Origin of the sequence: Christensenella tenuis, from assembly GCF_014287795.1 — a bacterium.
GTDB classification, from domain to species: domain Bacteria; phylum Bacillota; class Clostridia; order Christensenellales; family Christensenellaceae; genus Christensenella; species Christensenella tenuis.
Window position 1 is genome coordinate 447,715 of the sequence record NZ_JACOON010000002.1, and the last position, 26,958, is coordinate 474,672.

The window sequence follows — 26,958 nt, forward strand, 5'->3', positions numbered from 1 at the left end:
GACGTGAAGATAAGAGTAGCGGATTATATCGCAAATTTTTTAGCTGAAAATGATATTACGCAAATTTTTACCGTGACTGGCGGCGGCGCGATGCACCTTAATGATGCGCTGGGAAAAAATAACGGATTGCATTGCACCTATAACCACCATGAACAGGCTTGTGCGATTGCAGCGGAAAGCTATGCGCGGTTAAGCGGTAAAATAGCTGCCGTGTGCGTTACGAGCGGACCGGGGGGGACGAATGCAATTACAGGGGTTCTGGGTGGATGGCTGGATTCTATTCCGATGCTTGTAATTTCAGGACAAGTGAAATTTGAAACAACGGTGAGAAGTACGGATTTACCATTGCGTCAATTGGGGGATCAGGAATTTGACATTACTGCCTGCGTAAAAACAATGACGAAATATGCAGAAATGATAACTGATCCAAATAAAATAAGGTATCACCTGGAAAAGGCGCTTTATTTAGCAGAGCACGGCAGAAAGGGGCCGTGCTGGCTCGATGTCCCTTTGAATGTACAGGGAGCCTTGATAGATACGGAGAATTTATGCGGGTATGATAGTAAACGGGAAGGCCTTGAGCATATCCCGGAAATTTCAGATGATGTCGTTATTGACGTCATAGAAAAATTGAAGAGCGCCGAACGGCCTGTGATTTTTGCCGGTTCCGCGATTCGTTCTTCCGGGGCGGAAAAAGCATTCTATGAATTAATTGAACGCTTCAATATCCCTGTGGTGACAGCATGGAACGCCCATGATATTTTATGGGATACCCATCCGCTTTCCTTTGGACGGCCGGGGACGGTTGGTAATCGCGCCGGTAATTTTATCGTGCAAAACGCAGATGTGCTGCTTGTGCTTGGCTCAAGGCTGAACATCCGCCAAATTAGCTATAACTGGGAAAATTTTGCGGAAAGTGCATATCAGATTATGGTTGATATTGACGAGAATGAGCTGAAAAAGCCGACGCTCAGTTTGGATATGCCTATCCATGGGAACGTTGCTGAATTTATGGAAAAGATGCTGAAAACGAATCAAAGCATTGAGCCAAAGGAGCAATGGATCGCCTACTGTCAAAAGGTAAAAAGGAAGTATCCGGCAGTGCGGGAAGAACATAGGAAGCGGTTAAGCCCGATCAATCCCTATGTTTTTATTGACGAACTTACAAAGTCTTTGCCGGAGGGGCAAATCGTTGTATGCGGAAATGGCAGCGCCTGCGTATGTACATTCCAGGCGGCGAATATCAAGCGAGGGCAGCGGCTGTATACGAATTCAGGGTGCGCCTCGATGGGCTATGATGTTCCGGCAGCGATAGGGGCCTATCAGGCATCGCGTGAAAAAATTGTTTGCCTTGCCGGCGACGGAAGCCTCCAGATGAATATCCAGGAATTGCAGACAATTCGTTATAATAATATGAATATTATTATATTTGTGCTGAATAATGATGGATATCATTCCATTCGGCAGACACAGGGTTCTTTTTTTGGATTGCCGCTTGTCGGCGTGAATCAGGAGTCGGGAGTCGGCTTCCCGAATTTGAATAAAATCGCAGACGCTTATGAAATGCCATATTACAAGCTGGAAACGACAGAAAAAATGGACGCGGTACTGAAAGAAATACTGAGTCATGACGGTCCTGCGCTTTGTGAGGTGTTGCTTGACCCGGAGCAAGCGTTCGAACCAAAATTATCTTCCAGGAAGCTTGAAGATGGAACGATGATTTCGCCTTCGCTTGAAGATATGTATCCGTTTTTAGACAGGGAAGAATTTGAAGAAAATATGATCAAGGGCTCGAAGAATGAGAGGGAAAAATTATGAATCTGATTACAAAAGAAATGTTGGATGTTTTAAAGCAGCTCCGGGATGAATACGGGATTCTCGCCGTGAAAGCAGAATTTGAAGCGGAGGGCTCGAGAACGGATGAGCTCATTTCCTTGAACGAAGTTGTGTTCCGGGCCGATATGAAGATGTTTATCAAAATTGGCGGATGCGAGGCGGTTCGGGATATGGATCAATGCCGTCTTTTGGGTGCGCGGGGGATCATGGCGCCTATGATTGAGACGCCATTCGCAATGCAGAAATTCCGCGATGCCTCAAACAAGGTATTTACGGAACATGAGCAAAAAGACATCGAATTTATTATCAATGCGGAAACTGGCGTTGCGCTTCAAAATTTTGACGGTATTTTAGCAAAAGGGAAAGGGTTATTGGACACAATTTCGATTGGCCGTGTCGATCTTTCGGCATCAGTGGGACTTTCCCGAAAAGAAATTAATAGCGACCAAGTTTTCGATATGGCAAAAGAATTTGCGGAGAAGGCGCTTGCAAACAATGTTAAGGTCGGGTTTGGCGGCGGAATTTCATTCGATGCGATTCCGTTCATACGAAATATGGAACCGTTTGTATCCCGGTTTGAAACACGTAAAATCGTTTTCGACCTGCAAAACTGCAAGGATAAGATGGAGGAGGCAATTCTTTGCGCAATGCATTTCGAATATTTGTATTTAAAAGGGAAATGCGCGTTCTATGATAGAATGGCGAAAGAAGATGAAAACAGGATGATTATGCTGAAGCAACGTATCGACGCGGCTGAAGGCAAGGATGCGGATTATTGCTGAAAATGACGATGCGGAACGAATTGATTTCTGAAATAAAGAAAAAAAAGGTCTTTGTGTTGGATTTGGACGGAGTATTATATTTGAACAACACTTTGATCGAAAATGCGGATAAGGCAGTTGTGCTGTTGCGCGAGGCTGGGTATCGTGTCGCGTTCCTGACGAATAATTCCGGGAAAAGCAGGACGTCCGTTTGCATGAAATTGAATAAACTGGGTATATGTTGTGACGAAGGAGAAGTGTATACTTCGGTTGACTCGGCAATTCGTTATATTAAACAAAAACAGTTGGATAAAACCGGAGTCTTTTACGTAGGAAGCGAAGAGATGCGCGAAAGGCTGCACGAGGCAGATATACAGACGGCCCCGCCGGATACATGCAGTTGTATTCTGGTTGGATTCAAGAAAGACGTGACATATGATGACGCGGCGCAAGCTATTATTGCGCTGCGCCGCAATGTACCTTTTTTAATTTGTAACAGGGATCCATATTTTCCCGATGTGAATGATAATCTGATGCCTGGCTGTGGTTATACGGTTGGTGCGATTGAAGGCTGCTATACACGAAAAGCGGATGTAAACGCCGGGAAACCGGAGCCGCGGATTCTGGATGTTGTCTGTGATGCCTATCATGTTACCCGCGATGAACTCGTATTGGTGGGAGACCTATATCATGCGGATATTAAGCTGGCGAAAAAAGCGGGAGTACCGGCAATTTATGTAGGAAAAGAAATAATAGATGAAAAAGGGCAATTTATTGTTGAAGATAGCCTTTATCACTTTGTACATAGGTATTTTTAGATGAACGATCGCAAAGCAGCAGTTGTAACAGGGGCCAGTGGTTTTTTGGGCAATAATATGGTTCGAAAGCTACTGCAAGAGGATTTTTTAGTTTATGCTATTATTCGTCCGCAATCTCCCAGAAAATGGCGGATGCCAAATAATAAAGACTTAATTGTAGTTGAAGCCGATGCAGATGATATTATGAAAATAATTCCAAAGGTGCCATCAGCGGATATTTTTTATCATTTTGCTTGGAAGGGCGGGAATAATGAAGCAAGAAAAAATATAGGCTTGCAATTGGTTAATGTGGAAAATTCGTTGCGCAGCTTAGAAACAGCGATAGAAATCGGATGTTCCAGTTTTGTTTTTGCGGGGTCACAGGCAGAATATGGAACGAGGAACGACAAATTATGTGAAGGAGATATGTGCGCGCCTGTATCGCCTTATGGAAAAGCAAAATTAGAAATGTGGGAACGGGCAAGTGAGCTTGCCGAAAAGAAATGTCTTCAATATACCCATGCCAGATTGTTTAGTGTATATGGAACAGGTGATAATCCTGCAACCCTTATTCCGTCCTGTATTACACATTTTTTAAATAAGAAAAAAATGCCGTTGACATCTTGTCAGCAAATATGGAACTTTCTTTACATTGAGGATGCAATTAACGCCTTGTTTGAATTGGGGAAAATACGTGATCAAGTATCAAGAACTCAAATTTATAATGTTGCAAGTAAAGACACTCGGGTTTTACGAGACTTTATTCAAGAAATTTTTCGATTAACGGGGCGGCAAGGTGAGCCTGTATATGGATCTTATCCAGCTAACGCAGAGGGCTTGGCATCAATCATTCCCTCAACCGAAAAAATTGAAAAAGAGTTGGCGTGGAAGGCAGAAATATCGTTTGAAGAAGGAATTAAGCGGATGATCGAAGAGTATAAGAGAAGCGGCAACATATGAAGGAGTGGGGTTGACGTTGCAAAGAGGAAACGATATAATTACAAAATGGTCATAGGGCATAAGTGATGATGGATAAAGGGAGAACCAAATGAGAAAATGTATTGCTTGCGGTGCGCAGTTGGAAGGGAATCCGCTGTTACAATATAAAAATATGCCGGCAGCAGCACAAGGAATGCCTGAGAAAAGTGAACTACAGAATGAACATGGCATCGATCTTGAATTATATCAATGTAATCTTTGCGGATTGATACAGTTTGATTGCGAACCTGTAGACTATTATAAGGAAGTGATTCGTGCAGGCGGATTTACCACAACAATGGTAGAATTACGAAGAAAGCAATATCAAGAGTTTATTAAGAAGTTTTCCCTTGAGCAGAAAAGAATAATTGAAATTGGTGCCGGACAAGGCGAATTTTTGTCGCTTTTAAATGAATTTAATGTTAAGGCATATGGCATTGAGTATTCGCAAAGTCTTGTGCAAATTGCGCGGGAAAAGAATCTTACTGTATTTCACGGATTTGTAGAAAATGAAAATTACATAATAGACGGCGCCCCTTATGATGCTTTTGTTTGTTTTAATTATTTGGAACATCAACCGAATCCGAATGGTATGATGCGTGGTATTTTCAATAATCTAACGGAAAATGGTGTAGGGCTTATTACAGTGCCTGATTTTCAATATATTTTAGACAATAATGGTTTTTACGAGTTGATACGCGATCATCTTGCTTATTATACATGGGATACTTTACGGTTTCTGGTGGAAAAAAATGGATTTCAAATTATTGATAAAACAATTATAAACAGGGATACAATTTCAATATCGGTACGGAAGAGAAAAAAGATAGATGTGACCAAATTAGCTCAGAACTATATTTCTTTACGGAAGCAGCTGCATAAGTTTTTTGATGAGCTGAGTAATTCGGGAATGGAGGCAGCGGTTTGGGGCGCAGGCCATCAGGCCTTTACACTCCTTGCTACAATGGAATTGGAGAATAAGGTTTCTTATATTATTGATTCGGCCCCTTTCAAGCAAGGGAAATATTCTCCCTCTACACATATTCCGATCGTTTCACCAGATTATTATTTCAAACATAAGGTGGGAGGGATCCTTATTGCAGCGCCAGGATATTCCGAGGAAATCATGAGGAGTATTCGGGAGCGTTATGCCAAGGATATTCATATTGCATTGATTCGATCGGAACGGCTGGAATTTATACAATAAAGTTTAATGAGCGGAGAATGGTTATGAAGAAGGTTAGTGTGTTGGTGTATGCCTATAACGAAGTTGATAATGTAAAGCCTCTTTCCGAGGCGATTATTGCTGTTTTTCAAAAGGACTTGCCGAATTATGATTACGAGTTGATTTTTATTGATAATTTTTCAACGGATGGGACTAAAAGCGTGTTAGAGGAGATGTGCAAAGAAAATTCTAAAATTAAAGCAATATTTAATGCTAAGAATTTTGGGCATATCCGGTCGCCATATTATGGGTTGCTACAAACGACTGGAGATTGCAGCATATTGATGTGTGCTGATTTTCAGGAACCCCCTGAAATGATTCCTCAATTTGTACATGAATGGGAAAATGGATATAAGATCGTAATTGGTATCAAGACAAACAGTAAAGAGAATAAGCTTATGTACCATCTGCGCTCGGCTTATTACAGGTTGATTAAAAAAATATCGGATGTTGATCAAATAGAGCATTATACCGGATTTGGATTGTACGATAAGGACTTTATTAAAGTATTGCGGGATTTAAATGATCCCATGCCTTACCTTCGGGGAATTGTGGCGGAGCTAGGATATGAGCGTAAAGAGATTCCTTATGAGCAGCCACTGAGAAAAAAGGGGAAGAGCAAAAACAACTGGTATACCCTATATGATATGGCAATGTTGGGAATCACATCATATTCAAAAGTAATTCTTAGGCTTGCGACAATTATTGGATTTATTTTTTCCGCAGCCAGTTTCCTTATTGCTCTTATCTATCTGATTTTAAAGCTAATCAACTGGGACGGTTTTTCAGCGGGAACGGCTCCAATTTTAATTGGATTATTTATTTTTGGTTCTTTATTAATGTTTTTTATTGGATTTTTAGGAGAGTATATTTTGAATATCAATACGCGTGTAATGAAAAGGCCACTTGTAGTAGAAGAGAAGCGAATTAACTTTAAAAAAGAAAGCAAAGAAATAAATAAATAGAGATGGAACATATAAGCAGAAAAACACTTTTGGGAAATATTGCCTATAGTGTCATTGCTGTCGTTTTTTTTAATGCGATTCTCCAGATAGTAATCTACCCAGTTCTAAATGCGCAACTGGGGGAGGCTTTGTTTGGAGAAATTCTTTATCTGACGAGTATCGTTGCCATTGTTGCTCCGTCTTTTGGTACAGCTGCAGGCAATACCAGGTTGGTTTTCCAGAATAAAGGCGAAACAAAAAATGGTGACTATTTATTCTTTCTTTTGATTGCCTGTTTTTTGTCGGTTACTGCGGTTATTGTTTTTCTTGGTGTACAGCAATATTCTGTGGGGATTATAATAGGAATTTCTATCTATGCTTGTTTGAGTATATTGCGCTGCTATTCTGATATAGAATACAAACTGGTAATTAATTATAAAAAATATCTGATCTATTATATTGTTTTATCGGGCGGCTATTTGCTGGGAATTCTTATATTTTATACTACTGGCAACTGGGAAGCTGTTTTTGTAATTGGAGAAGCCGTCGTAATTGTTTTTGCGCTACTATCCTGTACTATATATGGAAAACCGTTTGTTTATTCTGAGAATAAGAAAAAAGTATTTAGTGCATCTATGGTACTAGCTGTTTCCTATCTGCTATCCAATTCGATGGTACAAATGGATAGAATTTTGTTAATGAATTTTGTAGATGGAGAATCTGTTTCACAATATTATGTAGTTTCTCTGATTGGAAAAACGTTTGCACTTTTAGTAGCACCGCTAACAAATGTTGTAATTAGTTATTTGTCAAAGGATACCAGAAAAATTACCGTTAAAAAATTTACGAAATTAACAATGCAGACCTTGGGAATTAGCGTGGCATTTTTTATATTAGCGGTAATAGCAACCCCTGTTTTTATTCGACTGTTGTATCCTAATATGGTTGGATTAGGCTATCATTTGATTATCGGTGCAAATATTGCGCAAGTTGCTTTCTTCGCAGCGAGCCTCTTGTTGACGGTCGTATTGACAATGTGTACGCCAAAGCTGCAGTTCTATTTGCAGATAGCCTATGTTATACTATTAATAGTTTTGGCATTGATCCTGACCCCAAGGTTAGGATTGTGGGGATTTGTTATTGCAGTAATGTTAGCTAACATATTCCGGTTAGTTTCAACTATTATAGCAGGATATAGTGTTGCACGGCATAATAAAGCGGAGGTAAACAGTTTGTGAAAATTGGAATATTGACAGTATATAATTCAAACTACGGCTCTTATTTCCAAGCCGAAAGTTTATGTAGAGCGGTTAGGGAGATGGGGCATACATGTGAAATTATCAATGCGAATGCAAGATACCATTATCCAAAACGGTTATTCACTAAACTTTGCATAGGTGAGCTTGCGGCAAAGTGCGCACCGCGCAGGATTATAGAATTTTTACGTAGTAAAAGCTATGATTTTGATACCTATATGTCCCTGAAGCCGGATGTGGAAGAAGAACAAATTTCGTCATTTTGGCCGTCTATGAAAGAGCAAACAAAGAGATATGATTGTGTGATTGTTGGCGGAGATGAGCTTTGGTCGGTCGCGCATCCGCTGATCGGATATTTTCCGGCATTTTTTGGACATGAAATCGAGTGCCCGCATATTTCTTACGCAGTATGTGGACTTATTGTTGGGGAACCTGCTCCGAAAATGATAGAAAAAATGGCCGTTGGACTAAAAACCTTTGATTTTCTTTCCGCGCGAGATGAACCAACTGCTGAAATGGTAGAACGCCTGAGTGGAAAGCATTGTGAAATAGTAATTGATCCTACATTATTGAATCCTTATTTTGCATCCGAAGGAAATGGCGGCGGCGGTTATATTATAGTTTATGGGCAGCATTATGATGAAAAACAGGTGCAGGAAATAAAAGGGCTTGCAAGACGTACTGGATGGAAATTGAAAGCAGTTGCATGGCATCATGATGATTGGTGTGATGAGTTTGTAAAGGTTGAGTCGGGACAACATTTACAAGATTTGTTTGCGCGCAGTGAATATAGTGTGCCGTCTACATTTCATGGAACGATTTTTTCGATACTAAATAAGCGGCCGTTTACAGCGTTTATGGCACCTGCAAGACAGGAAAAAGTTACAAGATTGCTGAAGTTGGTAGGTTTGGAAAATCGAATTTTTGCTTCAGATAAGCAAGAAGAAATCGGAACAGAAATTAATTATGCGAGTGTAGAGGATCAACTAGAAGATTTGCGGAAAAAATCATATGATTTTTTGAAAAGAGCATTATCTGCAATTGAAGGAGAGAAAAAATAATGGTTCAACTTCCAGAGTGGAATTTATGCACGGGCTGTGGTGCATGCAGCTGTGTGTGTCCTAAAAACTGTATTGAAATGAAACAAGATAAGGAAGGATTTTTGCGCCCATTTGTAGATAAAGAGCTTTGCGTGAGCTGCGGACGCTGTGAACAAATTTGTCATGTGTTGGTAAAACAGAAAGAAAAAAAAGAAAAACCGATTGCATATGCAATTCGACATAATAATGATGAAATATTAAAAAAGAGTTCATCGGGGGGAGCTTTTTCGGTATTTGCCGATAAGATATTTGAAAAAAACGGCGTAGTATATGGAGCGGTTTATGGCAGCGATTGGACAGTGCGTTTAACTAGAGCAAAAAATTCAGAAGAATTAGAAGCAATGCGGGGTTCCAAATATGTACAGAGTATGGCTGGAGAGGCATATCTTAAAGCGGCGCAAGATCTGGAGGATGGACTTTCGGTATTGTTTACTGGCCTTCCATGTCAAATTGCAGGGCTATATGCTTTTCTTGGCAAAGATTACTCCAATTTATTCACGGTAGATATTGTATGTCATGGGGCGGGATCGCCAGGTTTGTTCCAAAGCTATATCGAAGATATCGAAGATAAAGAGAGAAAAAAAGTAATCCGAATTAACCACCGTGATAAGAAAGACGGATGGTCAGAACTGATTCCAATCAAAATGATGAGAGAAACAGAGGACGGAAAAAAAGAATATATACCGGCATTTGAAGATCCTTATTTGTATGCGTTTGTTCAATCCATGATTGTGATGCCCTCTTGCTATCATTGCCAGTATGCATGTGTTCCGCGTATTGGAGATATTACAATGGGAGATTATGGTGGTTTAGGCGTTATTGAACCAACAAATATTTATTGTAATAAGGGTATTTCGCAAATTTTAGTGAATACGAAAAAAGGAAAAGTTTTTTTTGAGCAGTGCGATATGGTGTGTGAAGAACGTCCCTTGCGTGAATGTATGATGTTTAATTTGAATTTGTGGAAACCAGCTAAGAAACATGCGCAAAGAGATCAATTGTTTCAAGATTATACGGAATTACCTTTTAGAGAGCTGGCAAAAAAATATATGCGCATGAGTACAAAAATGAAAATTATGCGTAAAATAAAACAAGGCGCCGAAAAAATTGAAGGCGCGCATGCAGTATCAAAAAGGATGCTGGATTTCAACATAAAAAATGGAGCCTTGGAAAATTTGGATGACATTATCAAGAGGATAGAGAAATTGCAGCAATTGTGAAAATTAACGACTAAGTGAAGGAAATATTTTATTGTATGAATGATTTTGTGTTAAAAAAATGCCAGATATCAAAAAAGTGGCTGCCGAGTTTTATTTATATACTGATTTTTTTCGCAATTCCCATTATTATTTATTTTGATGCCCTAATTCACCAGAATCTGATTGGAGATGGTGACATGCTGGGAACGTTAGCACGCAATTTAGATGCAAAAGAATCCCTGATGCAAGGTTCTATGACCTTTTGGGATATCTATGAAGCAGGCGGAATTCCGCAAGTCGCCTCTTATTTATTTTATCCGGTCAGTTGGCTTGTTATGCCTTTTGACGCGGTAACGCAGACGACCCTTTACTTTACGCTGCATTTATCCCTTGGCGGCATCTTTTTATTTTTTTATCTGAAAGAAATCAAAGCGTCGGTACATGCCGCGTTTTTTGGCGGCATGGTTTTTATGATTTCCAACATGCTGTTATCCCGAATGGGACATTCCGGTGTGGCAGCTACAATGATTTGGACACCTTTGCTGCTTTTGGCGGCGGAAAAGCTTTTGAAGCACGACGCAAAGTTAAAATACGCTCTTTTGGCCGGAATTGTCGTTGCCATGCAGGCGCTTGCGGGTTTTCAGCAAGTACTGATCTATTCCTGTATTTTTGTAGCCATTTATTATATTGCTTGCGGGTTGTATAAAAAAATTAAATGGTATAAATTGGTAGGATCGTTGATCGTTGCCGCAATTGTCGGGGTTTGCCTTTGGGCGGTTATTTTATTGCCAACGCTGCAGTTGATGCATTTTACCGGGAGAGCGTCTGGAGATTCCTTTGATTTTTTTGCATCGTATAGTTTTGACCCCCGTGTGGCGCTGGGAATGGTTTCACCGGCAGCATGGAGCGCTTTAGATGGGATTTCTTATAGGGGTGAAATCTTAAATGACGTTTATTTTGGAATACCGGTGCTGGGGTTGTGTATTTATACCCTGATTTTCCACAGGAAGAATTTCAGAATAAAATTATTGGGAGTTGGCATGGCGCTTGCGTTCCTTTTTATGATTTGCCCGAGTTTAGGACCAATCGGGAGAGTAATCCAGAAAATACCTATTATTGGAGCATTTCGCTGCACTTCAAGAGCAATTTTTTTGTTTGCAATCTGCGAGATTGCCCTGGCAGCACTTGCAGTTGATAAAATCATTCGGAAAAAAGAATATAGAAACTATTGCAAGTTCAGCTTGATTTTCTTCTTTGTAATTTTTGTAGTATGTTTCATACTTTACATCAACCGCAACACACTGTTTACAACAGAAAAAGAAATTTCATTGAACGTAAAGCTTTGGATGCCTGCGCTGGTGGCATGCATCAATCTGGCTATAGCTTTTATTGCAGCGGCAATCAGTTCGAAAGATGGAGTGCGCTATCTGGCGGCACTTTTCCCGATCTTATTAATTTGCGTGAATGTAGGAGATGTTTTGGTGCTCAATACAAGCTCCGTATTCAATACATTGGAGATGACCCAGCGGAGATATGATCCGGCATTGGTGCAGGATACGGAATTCTCACAATTCATGAATCAGAATGCAGGTCTTGAGTACAGGGTGGCGAAAGTGAAGGACGTATCCTTATCTTCAAGCGTTAATATGGACGTTAAAAATGAGGTGATTAACAAATATATGAACCTCAGCGGATACGTGTCTTACGAGAACAAGGATTATATTGCTCTATTTAATAGTTTCTGGGATTCACGCTTTCCGGGAACTGACTCACAAATCACTAATTTGTCGTTATATTCGATGCTGGGAGTGAAGTATATAGCGGTACAAGACGGCTATGATTTTGAAGCGTGGGAAAACATAACGCGCGGAAGGAAAATTCTTGATATCGAAAATGTGGCAGTCCCCGAAAGCGAGGATGTAGCCGTTGTTTGGGAAACGGAACTGGAACTCAAGCCGGATCAATTTTATATTGTGGAAGTACAGGCGGAGAGGAATGAATGGCCGGCGGTACTCCAGCTTGACTTTTACGGAGGGGCGGAATACGATCATTCGGAACATGATATGAATATAAATGAACTGGCTCAGGAGTTCATCATTCATTCCGGGGAAGACGCGCCTCAAAAGGCGATGCTTCGTTTGATCGCAAATGCGGAAGAAACGTTTACAGTAGAGCGTATCCAGGTATATGAGGCGGAAGGGGCGCGTCAAATAGAATTGCCTTTGGCTGCAAGCGTGGAAGACTATAGATTGGTGGATATCGCACAGGGAAGTAAGCAAAAAAATGGCGATATCAAAATTTATGAAAATGAAAAGGCAAAACCATTGGTGTATTCTGCCGATCATATCATAGGAACTCAAGATGCGAAAGAAATAATCGCACATAGCAAAGGGCTAGACTTCGATCAAAATATTTACGTGGCCGGACATAGCGATATGCAGCTTGCGGACAGCAATACAAATATTACGATTGAAGATATTAGGTATAATTCCGTAAAGGCGACTGTTTCCAGCGAAACAGACAGCTTCATAGTAATGGCACAGAATTATTATCCGGCATGGAAGGCGTATATAGACGGGAAGGAAACGCCGATTTATATTGCCAACGGCACATTGCAGGGAGTAGACGTCCCAGAAGGAACGCATACGGTTGAATTCAGATATGTTCCGGATTATTATTATATTGGTGCCGCTATATCCGGCGGTACCGTGGTTTTCCTGGTTCTCTACTTCATATGGAACCGAAGGAAAGAAAAGAGGATATCGCCGGGCCGGAAGCAGGAGCGTAGCCGGTGAGAGGCTCAGGATGGGCATGGTTGACTAGATAAAAGAAACACGATATACTACATAAATATTATTGAAGAATTTAAGGAGTTTATTATGAAGAAAAGTGCGCTTATCACAGGAATTACGGGGCAGGACGGCTCCTATTTGGCGGAACTTTTATTGGAAAAGGGCTATACGGTTTACGGTATCATAAGAAGAAAGAGCGTTGCCGATTATGGGAACGTAGAGCATATAAAAGATAAACTTAATTTTATTTATGCGGACATGACGGATATTGTATCGTTAATCAATGCAATGAAAATTGCGCAGGCAGATGAAGTGTATAATTTAGCGGCGCAATCTTTCGTTGCAACCAGTTGGGAACAGCCAGTTGCAACGGCGGAAATTGACGCGATCGGCGTAACGAATATGCTGGAGGCAATTCGCACAGTGAAGCCATCCGCGCGTTTTTATCAGGCGTCTACATCAGAAATGTTTGGCTTAGTACAGGAAATTCCACAGAGCGAGACAACGCCGTTTTATCCGCGCAGCCCTTATGGAGTAGCGAAGCTGTACGGACATTGGATTACCAAAAATTATAGGGAAAGCTATCAGTTGTTCGCCTGTTCGGGAATCCTGTTTAACCATGAATCGGAACGCCGCGGAAAAGAATTTGTAACGCGTAAAATCACGGACGCCGTTGCCAAAATTAAATATGGAAAGCAAGAGTGCCTGGAACTCGGCAATCTGGACGCAAAGCGGGACTGGGGACACTCAAAAGATTATGTTTACGCAATGTGGCTTATGCTGCAGCAAGATGAGCCGGACGATTATGTTGTCGCAACCGGGGAAACGAGAACGGTCCGCGAATTTGTGCAAGTTGCGTTCTCTACAGCGGGAATCGATCTTGAATTCCATGGAAACGGGAAGGATGAATATGCAACGGACAAAGAAACCGGACGCACTCTTGTAAAGGTGAATCCGGCATTTTTCAGGCCGGCAGAGGTGGAACTGCTGCTCGGAACACCCAAAAAAGCGGAAGAAAAATTAGGATGGGACCGGAAAATTTCATTTGAAGAACTCGTTGAGCGCATGGTAAAGAACGATCTGAAATTGCAAAGCAAATAAACAGGCCGGAGAAAAACATGAAAGCGTTAATAACGGGAATGAGCGGCTTTGTCGGCGGATATTTGGCAGAGGAGCTCAAACAAAATGGATATGAAGTCTGCGGAATCGATATTGCAGGAGAAAGCGGCAATATTTTTTGCGTTGATTTGAATAGCAGAAATTCCGTATATGAGATTGTAAAACAAATAAGACCGGACTTTATTTTCCATTTGGCAGGGCAGGCGAACGTCAGGGCTTCCTGGGATATTCCGGTTGAAACGATGCATACAAATGTTGACTGCGCCGTATATCTGCTCGAGGCGATGGCTATATATTGCAGCAAAGCAAGGATGCTCGTGGTTGGATCAGCAGATGAATACGGCGTCGTTTCCCCGGAAGATTGTCCGCTTCGGGAGGATTTCCCTTTGAAGCCGGCTACTCCATATGCGGTTTCCAAACAGGCACAGGAAAATATGCTGCAGTGTATTGCGTATGCAAAACATGCGGATGTTATTTTCACACGCTCTTTTAATCACACAGGACCAGGACAGAAACCGGGATTTGTCGTTCCGGATTTTGCGCGCCGCATTATGAAGATCAAAAAAACAGGGGAAGCAATGACAGTGGGCAACCTAAGCGCGCAGCGTGACTTTTCCGATGTAAGGGATGTTGTACGGGCGTATCGGCTGCTTGCAGAACATGGAAAAGCCGGGGAGATCTATAACGTAGGATCGGGAGAAGCATACAGCATGGAATGGATTTTAAAAAAAATGCTGGATATTGCGGGCATTCGCCCGAAAATTATATGCGATGAAAACAATTTCCGCCCGGTTGACATGCCGTTGTTCCTTGCGGATTGCTCGAAACTGCGGGCGGATACAGGATATCGTACATGTATTCCTCTGGAACAGACCCTAAGCGACGTTCTGGCAGAGACCGCGGAAAATGAAATCGATTAACGGAAACATACGGCAAAGGCCGCAGAATAAGGAGCAGGACGAAAAATGAAGGTTTTAATTACGACAGTGCGTATTCCTTTTATTACGGGAGGAGCTGAATTTCTGGCATGGAATTTAAGGGATGCGCTGCTTCGGCATGGATATGAGGCTGAGATTATAGGAATACCTTTCAACGGAGAAGCACCGGAAGTGATCGAGGAGCAAATTGTTGCCTCCCGCCTGTTTGGCCTGTCCTCCCAAAGCGATCTTTGTATCGGCCTCAAATTCCCCGCGTATTATATGCCGCATGACAATAAAGTATTGTGGATTTTGCATCAATACCGTGCGGTATATGATTTATGGGATTATGAATATAATGGAATTAAGGATCATCCACAGGGGACTTTTATACGGGATGTTATTTACCGCGCGGATAACACCTACCTGCCTGAAGCCAAACGAATTTACACAATTGCCGATAATGTGACGGGGCGCCTTAAGCGGTTCAACGGCATTCAAAGCACGACGCTTTATCATCCGTGCCCAGACAGCGAGCGGTTTTACACAGGGCAATACGAAGACTACATCCTGATGCCCAGCCGCGTTAATTTGACGAAGCGGCAGGGATTGGCCCTCGAGGCTATGGAATATGTGAAATCGAATATGAAACTTTATATTGTAGGAAAGCCGGATCGGGATGAGGATTACCGCCAGATGATGTCTTATATTGAAGAACATCACTTGCAGGATAAAGTAAAATATTTCGACTTCGTGGAGACGGAAGAAAAATTAAGGCTATATGCGAATGCCCGCGCGGTGCTTTTTATACCGGTAGATGAAGATTACGGCTATATTACTTTGGAGGCCATGGAGGCGAAAAAGGCGGTGATCACGGCGAGCGACAGCGGCGGACCGCTGGAGTTTGTAGAAAATGGAAAAACCGGTTTTATTGTGGAACCGGATGCAGCGGATATTGCGCGCGCGATAGATGAGCTTGCCGCTTCGCAGGCGGCTGCCCGGCAGATGGGAGAAGCGGGCAAACAGCGTATTTTGGACATGAATATTTCGTGGGACAATGTAGTAAGGGAGTTGACAAAATGAGCGGGGCCACACAAAAAGTGAAGCGTATTCTGCAAGAGATTGAACAGGGAGATCCGCATGGAAAACGTGTTTGCGATATCGATCGGCCCAGAGAACAGTTTGTGCACCAGGAGCTTACAGTTGGACTCGAAAATGGCATGACGGCTGAGAGACTGTCGTATAAAGATCACGCAATCGATTTTGCAGATATTTTGTCATTACCGGGGGAAGAGTTTGTGAAGCAGGCGTTTGCGGCTGCATTATTACGGCATCCGGACAATAATGAGTTAGACCATTTTCGTGGTTTGATTCGGAGCGGCGCTGTGAATTCGGCGCTCGCATATATAATACTGTGCAGCCATGAAATTCCCCGGGAGATAGAAAAGAAGGATATAGAAACATATAAAAAGGCATACCGCAAATACTGCGCTAAGCGGAAATTGAAAGGAAACCGTTTTTTTCGCTGGGTGCATGCGGCGCTGGTTATGCCGACACGCGCAAAATATTATTTTGAGCAATCCCATGAACGGGAACAGGGTATGCTGAGCCGTATGGAACAGGTAAATGCACAAATAAATGCAAAACTGGACCGACACGCGCAGCTTCTGATGCAGGAATCACAGAAATTGGCTGCCGTGATTCAGGCGGCAAGGAGAGAAGTAGGCGAATTGGAAAATAAAGTTTCTACTATTTCGGACAGCCTCGAAGGGCAAATAAGGCAGAGCCGGGAAGAGGAAGAACTGCGCTATGGTACCTTGGCGGCAAAGATAGATAACAGTCATACGCCTCCGATTGTTCTTGGAAACATTGAGGGGGGCATTATTGCGACGCGCGTAGGGAACTATATTATGGGTATTCCAGCCGAAGAATGGGGATGGGCGCTCAGCCTGAGTATCAGCGGTTTTTTTGAATATGGAACAGAGAAATGCTTCAAAGAAATTGTGAAACCGGGAATGACTGTAGTCGACGTAGGCGCGAATATGGGCATCTACACACTGCATGCGCTTTCGGCAGGATGCAGGGTATATTCCTTTGAACCGACACCCGAAATCTATCAGCTGCTGTGCAAAAATACACAGGCAAACTGGTTTACCGACCCCGAAGTTGTGCATCTTTATAATTTAGCAGTATCGGACCGGGCGGGAGTTGTGAATTTTGGAAAATGCAAAAATGTATCAGGGCACAATTCCATGTTCCCGGAAGATGGAAGCGATGAGATCATTCAGGTGAAAACGGTTGCTTTGGACGAGCAATTGAAAGAGGTTGGTAAAATAGACGTTGTAAAAATCGACGTTGAGGGCGCCGAGCCGCTTGTCGTGAAGGGAATGAAAGAAATTATAAGACGTAATCCGGGTATGCGGGTATTTCTCGAATTTGGGTGCCATTTAAAGCGGGCGGGCGTCAACGAGAAAAGTTTCCTCGATGAATTGGAAGAATTGTTTCAGATTGAACTTATTAATGATGCCACCGGAGAAAAAAAGAGGTTGGAACGTAAGTATCTGCCGGAAGAAGGCACGGTTAATTTCTTGATGACGGCGAAATAGGAAGGGGAAGTCATGCGCGTACTGATCGCTGGTTTTCTCGAAGCGCACCAATGCGTGGAAGAGATACACCTGATAAAATTGCTCAGCCAAGAGCTGGAAGCATATGGTCATCAAGTGGACCACTTTGAATTGCCATATAAAGACGATCCGCTTTTTTTACCGGAACAGGCCTATGCCGCAAAGAGCATTGGATCTTTGGAATGCGACCTGCTTATTACGGTAGGCTTTCCGGCATTTCTTCTGGAGCATCCGAACAAATTTGTTTTCCTGTGCTCTCTGACACCTATGCTCCGCGAGTATTGGGATGCTACCTATGGGGGAATGCAATCTGCGCAATATACGGGCATAAGGGAGACGATGCTGGCTTTGCAGGCAAACGAGCTGCACTATGCCCGAAAGGTCTTTTGCGGGACGAAAGCATTGCGCTGCGATTTGCAGACAGAGAATATCCGGACGGAATTATTTACGTTGCCGCTGGACGAAGCACGCGCGATGGGACAAAATGTGGAAGGCGATTATGTGATTGCTGAAGCTCTATCAGAATATGGGGAAGATATTAATTCACTGTGTGAAATCGCCGCACATTCAGACGGCTCTTTTCGAGTACGACTCTATATGGGGGATCATAAGGAACGGATTCAATTTTTCCGGAAAAAGATAAAAGAAGAACAATTGCATCTGGAGTTGTGCGAAGGAAAAATGACGCTTCATGATTTGCGGGGGGCGCGCGCCTTTATCGATACGTCATTCCAAATGAGAAGGCCGCTGCAGGGATGCACGGACGCTTTTGCGTTGGGAATTCCGGTGATTGCGATGAAGGATTCCGGCTTTGCCGCAGAACGCATCTCCAATGGAAAAAATGGATACCTTGTGCATAGAGCGGAAGAGGCGGCGGATCTCATAAACAGATTATATAGTAATCCCAAATTATATCGCCGGTTATTAAGAAATGCTGCGCGCAATAAACAAAACGCAAACCTGAAACAGATTGTGAAAGAGATGGTAGACTGAATGAAAGTAGCGCTTGTCAACATGATGGTACCTTATGTAAGGGGCGGTGCGGAAATTATTGCGGAAGACTTGGAGGAGCAACTCCATGTTTTTGGCCACGATGCCCGTCTGTTTCGGATTCCTATGCCGCCCGGATGCGATTTGAAAATGCTGGATACGGTATTAACTGCGAGAATGCTGAACTTCGATGAGTATGACCGTGTCATCGCTTTTAAGTTTCCTGCCTATTGCGTACGGCATCCCGCAAAGGTGATATGGCTGTTCCATCAGTTCCGGCAAGCTTATGAATTGGCGGAGACAGAGTATAGGATGCCGGAAACACCGGAAGTTCATTGGACGCTGGACAGAATCCGTGCTGCCGATAATCAATATATTTCTCAGGCCCGGCATGTATTTACAATTGCGGGCGAATCGCACGATCGGCTCAAGCGGTACAATGGAATCGAATCGGAGATACTGCGCACGCCTTTGAAAAATGCAGGAAGTTTTTATTGCGGAAAAACAGGGGATTATATTTTCTGCGCCAGCAGGATGGAGCGTATTAAACGGCAGAATCTGGCGGTACAAGCAATGAAATATACGAAAAGCGGCGTTAAACTGGTGATCGCGGGCCAATGCCCGGACAGGGGCCTGATGGAAGAGATGCGTGCCTATGTGAAAGAAAACCAACTGGAAAAAAAAGTGGTAATTCGGGACGAATGGATTACGGAGCAAGAAAAAATTGAGTATATGGCTAACAGTTTGGGCGCGGTTTATATTCCATATAAAGAAGATTCTTCCGGAATTGTGACAATGGAGGCGCAGTATTCCCGCAAACCCGTTATTACTTGTACAGATTCCGGCGGTACAAATGAATTTGTAAAAAACTGCGCCACCGGTTTTGTGACGGAGCCTGCACCGGAAAGACTTGCCGAGGCAATGGACCAGCTTTATGAAGACCGCAGGCTGGCGGAGAAGATGGGGGAAACAGGGAATCGTGAAATAGTGGAACGCAAGATGACTTGGGAACACACAATCGGGAGGCTGCTGAAATGAAAATCGCTTGGTTTGTGCCTATGGACTGCTCTCACGTAATGAGCGGTTATTCCAGCAGGGTTTGTGAAGAACTTATCCGGCGCGGTCATGAGGTTGATATTTTTTCCCCTGTGGGAGAGCAATATTACGATACGGCGGTTAACGTTACCTTATTCCGGGAAAGTACATTTGATACCGCCCAGTTAGAGCAGTATGACCATGTCGTTTACAACATGGGAAATAACGTGAAATGGCACTACGATATCTGGGAAGTAATGAAGCGTTTTCCAGGCAAAGTGATTCTGCACGACCGGATTATGGTTGATTTTTTCTATATGCTTTATCATGATCCGGAATGGGGCGGCGGTACTGCTGAAAAATTAAGCGAATACGAGCGTCTTGCGAAAGAATTTTATGGAAGAGCCGGCTGTGTGGCGCTGGATCAGTTTTTTGACCATGAAAATGCGGGAAATGAAGATATATTAGATACGATCATGCAGTATTCCATGGTATCAGTTATTCTGCATTATGCAACCGGCGTTTTTACGCATTCAGGGCAATTTTGCCGGGAGCTTAAGGACTCCTTTTTCGGGCCGATTGGGCATGCCTTTTTGCCCTGCCCCGCCTATGACGAAGATGCAGGCGGATTGCCCGAGGCGTTCAGTCAAAACGATGGCCGGGTTTTAATGATTTCAACCGGTGACGTCCAACGGTTAAAAAGGGTGCATATCGTTGCGGAAGTTTTGGCGGAAAACCCGGAATTGGCAAAAAAAGTAAGGTATGTGCTGATTGGACGTGCGCACGGGGAATATGGAGAAGCCTTGCGGCGGTTGAGCGAAAATGAACTCAAAGGCTGTCTCTATTTGCTGGGGTTTCAAGAAGATGATGTGATGAATGCGTTTTTACACGAAGCGGATATTGCGGTGAATCTTCGATATCCGAATTCGGAAGTGGGCTCCCTTTCCTTACTGGAGCAAATGGCATGCGAAAATGCTACTGTCGTTTTGAATACGGGTTTTTTTGCTGAAATGCCTGAAAATGCTGTAAAACGGATTTCACTCGAAAATGAAAAAGAAGAATTACGCCGTGCGCTTGAAGCGTTGATACAAAATGCGGAAGAGAGAAAGCGAATTGCAGGAAATGCGCGGAATTTTGTAGAAAAAAATTGTACGGTAAGCAGCTATGCGGATGCATTCCTGAAATTTTTGCACGAATGCGCGGATGCGGAGGCTTATTGCAGTATTGCGCGGCAATTTTTGCAGAAGGGCAATATACGCCTGAAAAAGCTCGGATATACGGATGAACGTACGGAAAATGGAATTTACGATGTGGCGCAGACGTATGATTCCGTTCTGAGCGCTGAGGGCGATTATGAAGTTTGGAATCCCAATACAATCGGCCTCTGGTTTTCCGGGCGGACAGGGCGTGCATCCGGGGAAATGGAGCGTTGGGCATTTTTGGAAAAATTTATCTGCGCGCTGCTTGTGGAAAAACCGGAACTCATGCTTGAAGTATGGTGTGAACAGGAATGCGAAAAACAGGTGCGTGATTTGACTGGAACGTGGGAAGTACGAGACAGAGTCATAATTGTAACGCGTGAAAATTGGGCGGACGTTCTGAATGTTCCCCGGCCGAAAAGAGGAATGCCGCTCTTATCCGGGGACAAGTTTTCATCGCTTCATAAATTGGCGGCAAAGTTTTCTCATGCGTCGTTTTTGATACTGGCCGACATAGAGGACGACAGTGCGGTAATGACAGGCCGTCCGCTGGTGATTCCCTTCGCCGCGGAAGATTTGCAGCGTGTTGAAAGAAAAGTGGATTATGATGCGATTGCCAGGAAGGCACATGCGGGTATGGAACGTATGCTGCGCTATGGGGCGCAGCTATTAACCGATGATGCTACGAAAGAGAAGGCCGAAAAGGCATTCCGAAACGCCGGGAACGGCGAGATCAAGGCGGTCTTACCAGAAAAGCCGGATGGAGACTGGAAAAAGGCGGCGGAAAAATATATAAAAATACTTGATAATAAGAGAACAGGGCAAACGAAGCGTTTGCCGGAATGAAAAAGCGGCGAATCTTTAAGGGCCGTACAAACGATAGAAACTAAACAGGAGAAAGTATAGAAAAAATGCAATCTTTAAAAGAATTATGGGACTACCGGGAAATGCTGGGCAGCCTTGTCAAAAAAGATTTAAAGACACGGTATAAAGGATCCGTATTAGGTTTTTTATGGACCTTTATCAACCCATTGCTGCAATTGTTGGTTTATTCACTGTTGTTTTCAGTTATTATGCGGGCAGGCATAGAAAATTATGGGATGTTTTTATTTGTGGCGCTCGTGCCGTGGCTGTTTTTTTCCACCTCGCTCATGGCGGGAGCTTCTTCCATTATGGGAGCACAGGGATTGATTGAAAAGATTTATTTTCCGCGCATCATTATTCCGATTTCAGTCGTTTGCAGCAACTTCCTAAACATGGTATTTTCCTTTATTATCGTGTTTGCTGCATTGCTGATTACCGGCGTTGGATTGAATCCTGCGATGGGATTCCTGCCGGTTCTTATGGCGATTGAGTTTTTCTTTGCACTGGGGCTGACGCTTATTGTTTCTGCTGTAAACGTATATTTCCGGGATCTGGAGTATATTTTAGGAATCCTGACGCAGGTTTGGATGTATGTGACACCGGTTCTTTATCCAATCGATATGGCACCGGAAGCAATTCAGGGAATTATTTTGAATGTAAACCCGATGTCCAGCGTAATTATTGCATACCGGGATATTCTGTTTTATCAGAAGTTCCCGGATGTGAGCACCTTGCTTATGACTGTTTTATGCGCAATTATATCGATGATTGTAGGAGTACTCGTATTTGGTAAACTGCAAAAAGGATTTGCAGAAGAATTATAATGGAGATAAAATATGGCAGCGATTGAAGTAGAAAATTTGTATAAAAGTTTTAAAATATATTCTGATAAAGGAAAGACGCTGAAAGAACGCCTTCTTTTTAAAAAAAGGCGGGCTTACGAGAAGCGGGAGGTCTTGAACGGAATCAGTTTTTCCATAAAAAAAGGGGAAACTGTCGGCCTGATCGGGCATAATGGGTGCGGGAAAAGCACTTTGTTAAAATTGCTTACCCGGATTTTATATCCGGATGCGGGCACAATCAAAGTAGAAGGAAGAGTATCCAGCCTGCTGGAGCTTGGCGCCGGTTTTCATCCGGATCTTTCGGGGCGGGAGAACATCTACGCCAATGCAGCGATTTTTGGACTAAAGAAAAAAGAAATCGATGAGCGGCTAAAAAAAATCATTGATTTTTCCGGATTGGAAGATTTTATCGATAATCCAGTCAGGACTTATTCTTCCGGTATGTATACCCGTCTGGCTTTCTCTGTTGCAATTAATGTGGATGCAGACGTACTTTTGGTTGACGAAATACTTGCTGTCGGCGATGTCAATTTTCAGCAAAAATGTTTGAAAAAAATGAGGCAGCTACGGGATAGCGGCGTTACGATCGTATATGTAACACATGATACGGATACGGTTAAAACATTCTGTAATAGGGCGATCTGGATACATGAAGGCAAAATAAGAAAAGATGCGGATTCATGGGAGGCAGTGGACGCTTACCTCGCTTTTATGAATGATGAAAAAATGAGGGAACTGGAAAAAGAACAGGAACCGGTTCAAGAAGAGCAGCCGGAAGAGCCGCAGGTACAAGAGGATATAAACGACGAGCAACCTCCGGCAGAGGAACCCATCGAAGACGCCCTGACGGAAGAGGAAGCGCCCGCGGAAGAAGCTGAATTAGATAGTAACCATTTTGGATCGGGAGAAGTCCTGATTACAAAAGTGCGTTTTGTAGACGAACAGGGAGAAGTTTTGGATATATTAAAATGTGGCATGCCGGTTTCTTTGGAAATCGATTACCAAATTTTAAAAGAGCAGAACGGATATAATTTTGGGATGGGATTTTTTACTGCTTCCGGCATAAACGTGTTTAGCACCAATACGAATATTGACAATATTTTCCCGGAAAAGTTACCGCAGGAAGGGACTGTGCGCTTTAAGATCCAAAATTTATCGCTTTTGGAAGGGGAATACAAGCTCAATGTGGCGGTCGTTAATGCCGATCAGGCTCCGCTTGACTATTACCGGTGCTTTCTTGAATTTGCGGTAGCGTCTGAAAATAAAAAGGCAGTCGGTACGACCTATATTGAGCATACATGGGAAATACCGCAGGCATAGAATTAAAACGAAAGCGAATATCAATGAAAACTTCCCCGCCCATTGGGCGGGGAAGTTTTCATGTGCCTGGCGGGCGGCGCTGGCTAAGTTATTTAACTTTATAAGGCTGATCTTTTGGAAATTCAATATGACTGGACGCATAATCCTGTCCTTCAACACTGAAATAGATGGCTGTTACCTCGGATAAACTGTTGAGATAACCGTTAGCAATACTATCCAGAATAACGCTTTCCCCGGAAGCGCCCAGAGGAGCGGAAAGGATTTCCTTTTTAAAATCAATATAAACGGATCCATTCTCCAAACGAATTGACAGGGGATCAATTGGAGACTCTGCAAGAGGTTCGTCAAACAACAATTGGGAGACGGTCTCCATTACGTAAGAAAGGGGCTTTTCACCATCGACAGGCTCTGTCAGTGTTTTTTTCTGGTTTTCCACTACATCGAAATAGTCGAATGTAATGGTGTCATTTTCATAGGAAACAGGAGTATCCTCCATATTTTCCACTGAACTGGAGGGAGAGCTGGAAGCAGAAGCCGAGGAGGCGGGGAAGCCCGCGGAAGCAGAAGGCTGGGCTTCAACGGAAGGCGCCGAGGAGGCGGCAGGGGATGAAGCGGGCATAGTAATCCCATGCATAGAGAAAATGACGATCAGAACAATAACTGCCGCACAGATTGGCAGGATAATCTTCCATTTGGATTTCATGATGCACCTCAGATTCTTTTTTATTCATTGTAGCATATTCCTAAAAATATGAATAGAACAGCCGATTTATTAACAAATTATTAATAAGTTGGAGGGGATAAATAAGAATAAGGGAAGCGGGAGGCATCCCCAGGTAAGACGGCTTGAAATTGCAAAGAAAACATGATAAAATTTAAACATTGTTCATAAATTGTTACAAATATTACGAAAAGATGAATTATAAAGTGTCTGCCGGAAGTAAAGAGAGGTAAAAATGAAAAAGAGACCTTCCCTATATGTTTTAACATCAATTTTTTTAGCTATAGCCGTTTTGATCTCCAGCTATTGTGTAGTTCCTGCTTCAAGTGCGCAAGCGGCTTCTTCCGACAAAGTGATTGTAATTGATCCAGGACATGGAATGGATGATCCGGGGGCGGCCGGAATAAATGGAACACTGGAAGTGGATGTAAACGCCCAGCTTGCGTATAAAACGGCGAAAGAGCTTAAAAACCGTGGTTATACGGTATATTTGACGCACCGGGTGGATAAATGGGTCTCGGGGGCGACAGATATCCCGGTTTTATTGAATTATGATAAAGCGAAATATGATTATACGGAACTGGCGGAAGCTTCCGCCAGCGTTTCACCGGATTTACATATCAGTATACATCACAACTCTTACGATGATTCGAGCGCAAATGGCAAGGAGGTTTATTATACTTCAAACCAAAATGCGGCTTTTCTCAGCCGTTCGAAAGACCTTGCAACTATGGTCAACAGCGCGATCGATTCATTGGGGATTTACAGGAACCGGGGAGTAAAGGATTTTGTTGGATCAACCGGACGCGACGGCCCGATCAAGTATGTGAATGCGCCCGCTGTAGTGGTGGAGACTGCATTTTTAACAAGCACGAAAGACTATCCGAATATTGTCAGTGCGTCTGTGCAAACAAAGGTTGCAGGGAAAATCGCAGATGCTGCGGATCAATTTTTAATAAAATACCCGGAAAAAGTACAGTGGGACAGCGAAGCTCCGGAAATCGGAAGCATCAGCATAGATAACGGATCGGATATAGCGTACAACTCGACGGTATACAAGAATAACTTTACAATACGTTTGAGCGGAGTAAAAGATAACGTAGGCGTAAAGTATGTAGAATTCAATATTTGGCGTCTGGATGGGAAAAAGCATTGGACCTACCGTGCGGTACAGGAAAATGCGACAACATGGGCGCAGTGGTGCTATGTGGACGGCCCGGGACAATATAACATCGATGCGATTGCGGTGGATTATAACGGAAATGAAAGCGAACGTATCTATAAAACGATTAGTATGGTAGAAGATACGACAGCGCCGGCGGTGGGCGCGGTGGAGTTCGAATCAAGCGGCCAGTATGTGACAGAAACGTATCAGACCCAGTTTACGGCCCGGGTATGGAATGTAAAGGATGCGGTGGGCGAACTTGACCGGGTGCAATTTACAGTAAAGGATGAAAGCGGAAAGACGACGGGAACATTCAGCGCGATCAAAGAAAACGCGACGACGTGGGCGCAGTATATCAGCGTGCCGGGCACGGGAAAATACAGTGTAGAAGCGGTGGCGACGGACAAGGCAGGGAACAAGAGCAATACGTCGAGCGGGACGATTACGGTTAAGAAGGATACCGGAGCGCCGACGATTGGGAGCATTGGGTTCGAATCGGACGGAAAAACTGTTGCCGAGGTGTACCAGAATAAATTTACAGTACGTGCATGGAACGTTCAGGATAAAGAAAACGAAGTAAAATCGGTGCAGTTTGTAGCAAAAGACGAAGCTGGAAAAACTGTGGGAACGTTCAGCGCGATCAAGGAAAACGCGACGACGTGGGCGCAGTATATTGCAGTTCCCGGTACGGGTACTTATACGCTGGAAGCTGTTGCTACAGACGAGCACGGGAATGCGAGCGATCCTGCAAAGGCTGTGATTACAGTAAAGAACGATCCTTCTTCGTTGACGATTGGCGCGGTGGAGTTCGAATCAAGCGGCCAGTATGTGACAGAAACGTATCAGACCCAGTTTACGGCCCGGGTATGGAATGTAAAAGATGCGGTGGGCGAACTTGACCGGGTGCAATTTACAGTAAAGGATGAAAGCGGAAAGACGACGGGAACATTCAGCGCGATCAAAGAAAACGCGACGACGTGGGCGCAGTATATCAGCGTGCCGGGCACGGGAAAATACAGTGTAGAAGCGGTGGCGACGGACAAGGCAGGGAACAAGAGCAATACGTCGAGCGGGACGATTACGGTTAAGAAGGATACCGGAGCGCCGACGATTGGGAGCATTGGGTTCGAATCGGAAGGAAAGAGCGTGACGAAGGTATACCAGAACAACTTTACGGTGCGCGCGTTCAGCGTAGCGGACGCGGAAACGTCAGTGGAATCGGTGGAGATCAACATTTGGCGTATGGACGGGAAGCGGCACTGGAATGCGAAAGC

At 43.5% G+C, this 26,958-nt stretch carries 21 protein-coding genes; 20 read left to right on the forward strand and 1 reads right to left on the reverse strand.

From position 1 onward, the window contains the following. The first annotated feature begins 3 nt into the window (after positions 1–3). The 19 genes from H8S18_RS05875 (at position 4) to H8S18_RS05965 (ending at position 23,798) form a co-directional block, all read left to right on the forward strand. On the forward strand, positions 4–1,818 hold the full coding sequence (locus H8S18_RS05875; protein ID WP_330598702.1) for a thiamine pyrophosphate-binding protein: 1,815 nt from the start codon (positions 4–6) through the stop codon (positions 1,816–1,818). Next, entirely contained in the window at positions 1,815–2,618 is an 804-nt protein-coding gene (locus H8S18_RS05880) for an aldolase/citrate lyase family protein (protein ID WP_186857367.1), read from the forward strand. Before H8S18_RS05875 ends, H8S18_RS05880 begins: the two co-directional genes overlap by 4 nt. Positions 2,619–2,626: 8 nt before the next feature. Next, positions 2,627–3,415: an HAD-IIA family hydrolase gene (locus H8S18_RS05885; RefSeq protein ID WP_279288440.1), complete on the forward strand. Its 789-nt coding sequence runs from the start codon at positions 2,627–2,629 to the stop codon at positions 3,413–3,415. Continuing rightward, on the forward strand, positions 3,416–4,354 hold the full coding sequence (locus H8S18_RS05890) for an NAD-dependent epimerase/dehydratase family protein (protein WP_186857369.1): 939 nt from the start codon (positions 3,416–3,418) through the stop codon (positions 4,352–4,354). Between the two features lie 88 nt (positions 4,355–4,442). After that, on the forward strand, positions 4,443–5,579 hold the full coding sequence (locus H8S18_RS05895) for a class I SAM-dependent methyltransferase (protein ID WP_186857370.1): 1,137 nt from the start codon (positions 4,443–4,445) through the stop codon (positions 5,577–5,579). Positions 5,580–5,602: 23 nt separating this feature from the next. Then, positions 5,603–6,562, forward strand: coding sequence for a glycosyltransferase family 2 protein (locus tag H8S18_RS05900; RefSeq protein WP_186857371.1), 960 nt, complete (start codon positions 5,603–5,605; stop codon positions 6,560–6,562). Positions 6,563–6,591: 29 nt separating this feature from the next. Continuing rightward, complete coding sequence (locus H8S18_RS05905; RefSeq protein WP_186857372.1) at positions 6,592–7,779, forward strand: lipopolysaccharide biosynthesis protein; 1,188 nt, start codon at positions 6,592–6,594, stop codon at positions 7,777–7,779. Beyond that, entirely contained in the window at positions 7,776–8,858 is a 1,083-nt protein-coding gene (locus H8S18_RS05910; protein WP_186857373.1) for a polysaccharide pyruvyl transferase family protein, read from the forward strand. Before H8S18_RS05905 ends, H8S18_RS05910 begins: the two co-directional genes overlap by 4 nt. Continuing rightward, positions 8,858–10,117, forward strand: a complete 1,260-nt coding sequence (locus H8S18_RS05915; RefSeq protein WP_186857374.1) for a Coenzyme F420 hydrogenase/dehydrogenase, beta subunit C-terminal domain — start codon at positions 8,858–8,860, stop codon at positions 10,115–10,117. Before H8S18_RS05910 ends, H8S18_RS05915 begins: the two co-directional genes overlap by 1 nt. A 176-nt stretch (positions 10,118–10,293) precedes the next feature. Next, positions 10,294–12,891 carry a YfhO family protein gene (locus tag H8S18_RS05920; RefSeq protein WP_330598705.1) on the forward strand — a complete coding sequence of 866 codons (2,598 nt, stop codon included), beginning with the start codon at positions 10,294–10,296 and terminating at the stop codon, positions 12,889–12,891. Between the two features lie 84 nt (positions 12,892–12,975). Further along, positions 12,976–13,989, forward strand: coding sequence for a GDP-mannose 4,6-dehydratase (gmd, locus tag H8S18_RS05925; RefSeq protein WP_186857376.1), 1,014 nt, complete (start codon positions 12,976–12,978; stop codon positions 13,987–13,989). 17 nt (positions 13,990–14,006) lie between these two features. Beyond that, positions 14,007–14,927 (forward strand): GDP-mannose 4,6-dehydratase, encoded by a 921-nt coding sequence (locus H8S18_RS05930; protein ID WP_186857377.1) that lies wholly within the window; start codon positions 14,007–14,009, stop codon positions 14,925–14,927. A 45-nt stretch (positions 14,928–14,972) separates the two neighbouring features. After that, the gene (locus H8S18_RS05935) at positions 14,973–16,007 is read left to right on the forward strand and encodes a glycosyltransferase family 4 protein (protein WP_186857378.1); all 1,035 of its coding nucleotides are present in this window, start codon (positions 14,973–14,975) and stop codon (positions 16,005–16,007) included. Further along, positions 16,004–17,530: an FkbM family methyltransferase gene (locus tag H8S18_RS05940; protein WP_186857379.1), complete on the forward strand. Its 1,527-nt coding sequence runs from the start codon at positions 16,004–16,006 to the stop codon at positions 17,528–17,530. The genes H8S18_RS05935 and H8S18_RS05940 overlap by 4 nt, the downstream gene beginning before the upstream one ends. Positions 17,531–17,542: 12 nt before the next feature. Then, positions 17,543–18,541: a glycosyltransferase gene (locus tag H8S18_RS05945; RefSeq protein WP_186857380.1), complete on the forward strand. Its 999-nt coding sequence runs from the start codon at positions 17,543–17,545 to the stop codon at positions 18,539–18,541. Next, positions 18,542–19,576, forward strand: coding sequence for a glycosyltransferase family 4 protein (locus tag H8S18_RS05950; protein ID WP_186857381.1), 1,035 nt, complete (start codon positions 18,542–18,544; stop codon positions 19,574–19,576). It abuts the gene before it with no gap. Beyond that, positions 19,573–21,618, forward strand: coding sequence for a glycosyltransferase family 4 protein (locus H8S18_RS05955; RefSeq protein WP_186857382.1), 2,046 nt, complete (start codon positions 19,573–19,575; stop codon positions 21,616–21,618). The genes H8S18_RS05950 and H8S18_RS05955 overlap by 4 nt, the downstream gene beginning before the upstream one ends. A 65-nt stretch (positions 21,619–21,683) precedes the next feature. Then, the gene (locus H8S18_RS05960; protein ID WP_186857383.1) at positions 21,684–22,460 is read left to right on the forward strand and encodes an ABC transporter permease; all 777 of its coding nucleotides are present in this window, start codon (positions 21,684–21,686) and stop codon (positions 22,458–22,460) included. Positions 22,461–22,472: 12 nt separating this feature from the next. Continuing rightward, positions 22,473–23,798: an ABC transporter ATP-binding protein gene (locus H8S18_RS05965; protein ID WP_186857384.1), complete on the forward strand. Its 1,326-nt coding sequence runs from the start codon at positions 22,473–22,475 to the stop codon at positions 23,796–23,798. An 88-nt stretch (positions 23,799–23,886) separates the two neighbouring features. On the opposite strand, the gene H8S18_RS05970 is transcribed toward H8S18_RS05965, so the two are convergent. Next, positions 23,887–24,501, reverse strand: a complete 615-nt coding sequence (locus H8S18_RS05970; RefSeq protein WP_186857385.1) for a GerMN domain-containing protein — start codon at positions 24,499–24,501, stop codon at positions 23,887–23,889. A gap of 253 nt (positions 24,502–24,754) precedes the next feature. Between H8S18_RS05970 and H8S18_RS05975 the strand changes: the two genes are divergently transcribed. Continuing rightward, positions 24,755–26,958: N-acetylmuramoyl-L-alanine amidase (locus tag H8S18_RS05975; protein WP_186857386.1), on the forward strand; the 2,204-nt coding region annotated here is incomplete at its 3' end.

What these genes read in the sequence shown, in the direction of transcription:
- H8S18_RS05885 (WP_279288440.1), top strand. Translation starts at nt 2,627, where the DNA reads ATGCGGAACGAATTGATTTCTGAAATAAAGAAAAAAAAGGTCTTTGTG.
- H8S18_RS05880 (WP_186857367.1), top strand. Translation starts at nt 1,815, where the DNA reads ATGAATCTGATTACAAAAGAAATGTTGGATGTTTTAAAGCAGCTCCGG.
- gmd (WP_186857376.1), top strand. Translation starts at nt 12,976, where the DNA reads ATGAAGAAAAGTGCGCTTATCACAGGAATTACGGGGCAGGACGGCTCC.
- H8S18_RS05900 (WP_186857371.1), top strand. Translation starts at nt 5,603, where the DNA reads ATGAAGAAGGTTAGTGTGTTGGTGTATGCCTATAACGAAGTTGATAAT.
- H8S18_RS05950 (WP_186857381.1), top strand. Translation starts at nt 18,542, where the DNA reads ATGAAAGTAGCGCTTGTCAACATGATGGTACCTTATGTAAGGGGCGGT.
- H8S18_RS05890 (WP_186857369.1), top strand. Translation starts at nt 3,416, where the DNA reads ATGAACGATCGCAAAGCAGCAGTTGTAACAGGGGCCAGTGGTTTTTTG.
- H8S18_RS05945 (WP_186857380.1), top strand. Translation starts at nt 17,543, where the DNA reads ATGCGCGTACTGATCGCTGGTTTTCTCGAAGCGCACCAATGCGTGGAA.
- H8S18_RS05970 (WP_186857385.1), bottom strand. Translation starts at nt 24,501, where the DNA reads ATGAAATCCAAATGGAAGATTATCCTGCCAATCTGTGCGGCAGTTATT.
- H8S18_RS05920 (WP_330598705.1), top strand. Translation starts at nt 10,294, where the DNA reads ATGCTGGGAACGTTAGCACGCAATTTAGATGCAAAAGAATCCCTGATG.
- H8S18_RS05960 (WP_186857383.1), top strand. Translation starts at nt 21,684, where the DNA reads ATGCAATCTTTAAAAGAATTATGGGACTACCGGGAAATGCTGGGCAGC.
- H8S18_RS05915 (WP_186857374.1), top strand. Translation starts at nt 8,858, where the DNA reads ATGGTTCAACTTCCAGAGTGGAATTTATGCACGGGCTGTGGTGCATGC.
- H8S18_RS05955 (WP_186857382.1), top strand. Translation starts at nt 19,573, where the DNA reads ATGAAAATCGCTTGGTTTGTGCCTATGGACTGCTCTCACGTAATGAGC.
- H8S18_RS05895 (WP_186857370.1), top strand. Translation starts at nt 4,443, where the DNA reads ATGAGAAAATGTATTGCTTGCGGTGCGCAGTTGGAAGGGAATCCGCTG.
- H8S18_RS05940 (WP_186857379.1), top strand. Translation starts at nt 16,004, where the DNA reads ATGAGCGGGGCCACACAAAAAGTGAAGCGTATTCTGCAAGAGATTGAA.
- H8S18_RS05965 (WP_186857384.1), top strand. Translation starts at nt 22,473, where the DNA reads ATGGCAGCGATTGAAGTAGAAAATTTGTATAAAAGTTTTAAAATATAT.
- H8S18_RS05930 (WP_186857377.1), top strand. Translation starts at nt 14,007, where the DNA reads ATGAAAGCGTTAATAACGGGAATGAGCGGCTTTGTCGGCGGATATTTG.
- H8S18_RS05935 (WP_186857378.1), top strand. Translation starts at nt 14,973, where the DNA reads ATGAAGGTTTTAATTACGACAGTGCGTATTCCTTTTATTACGGGAGGA.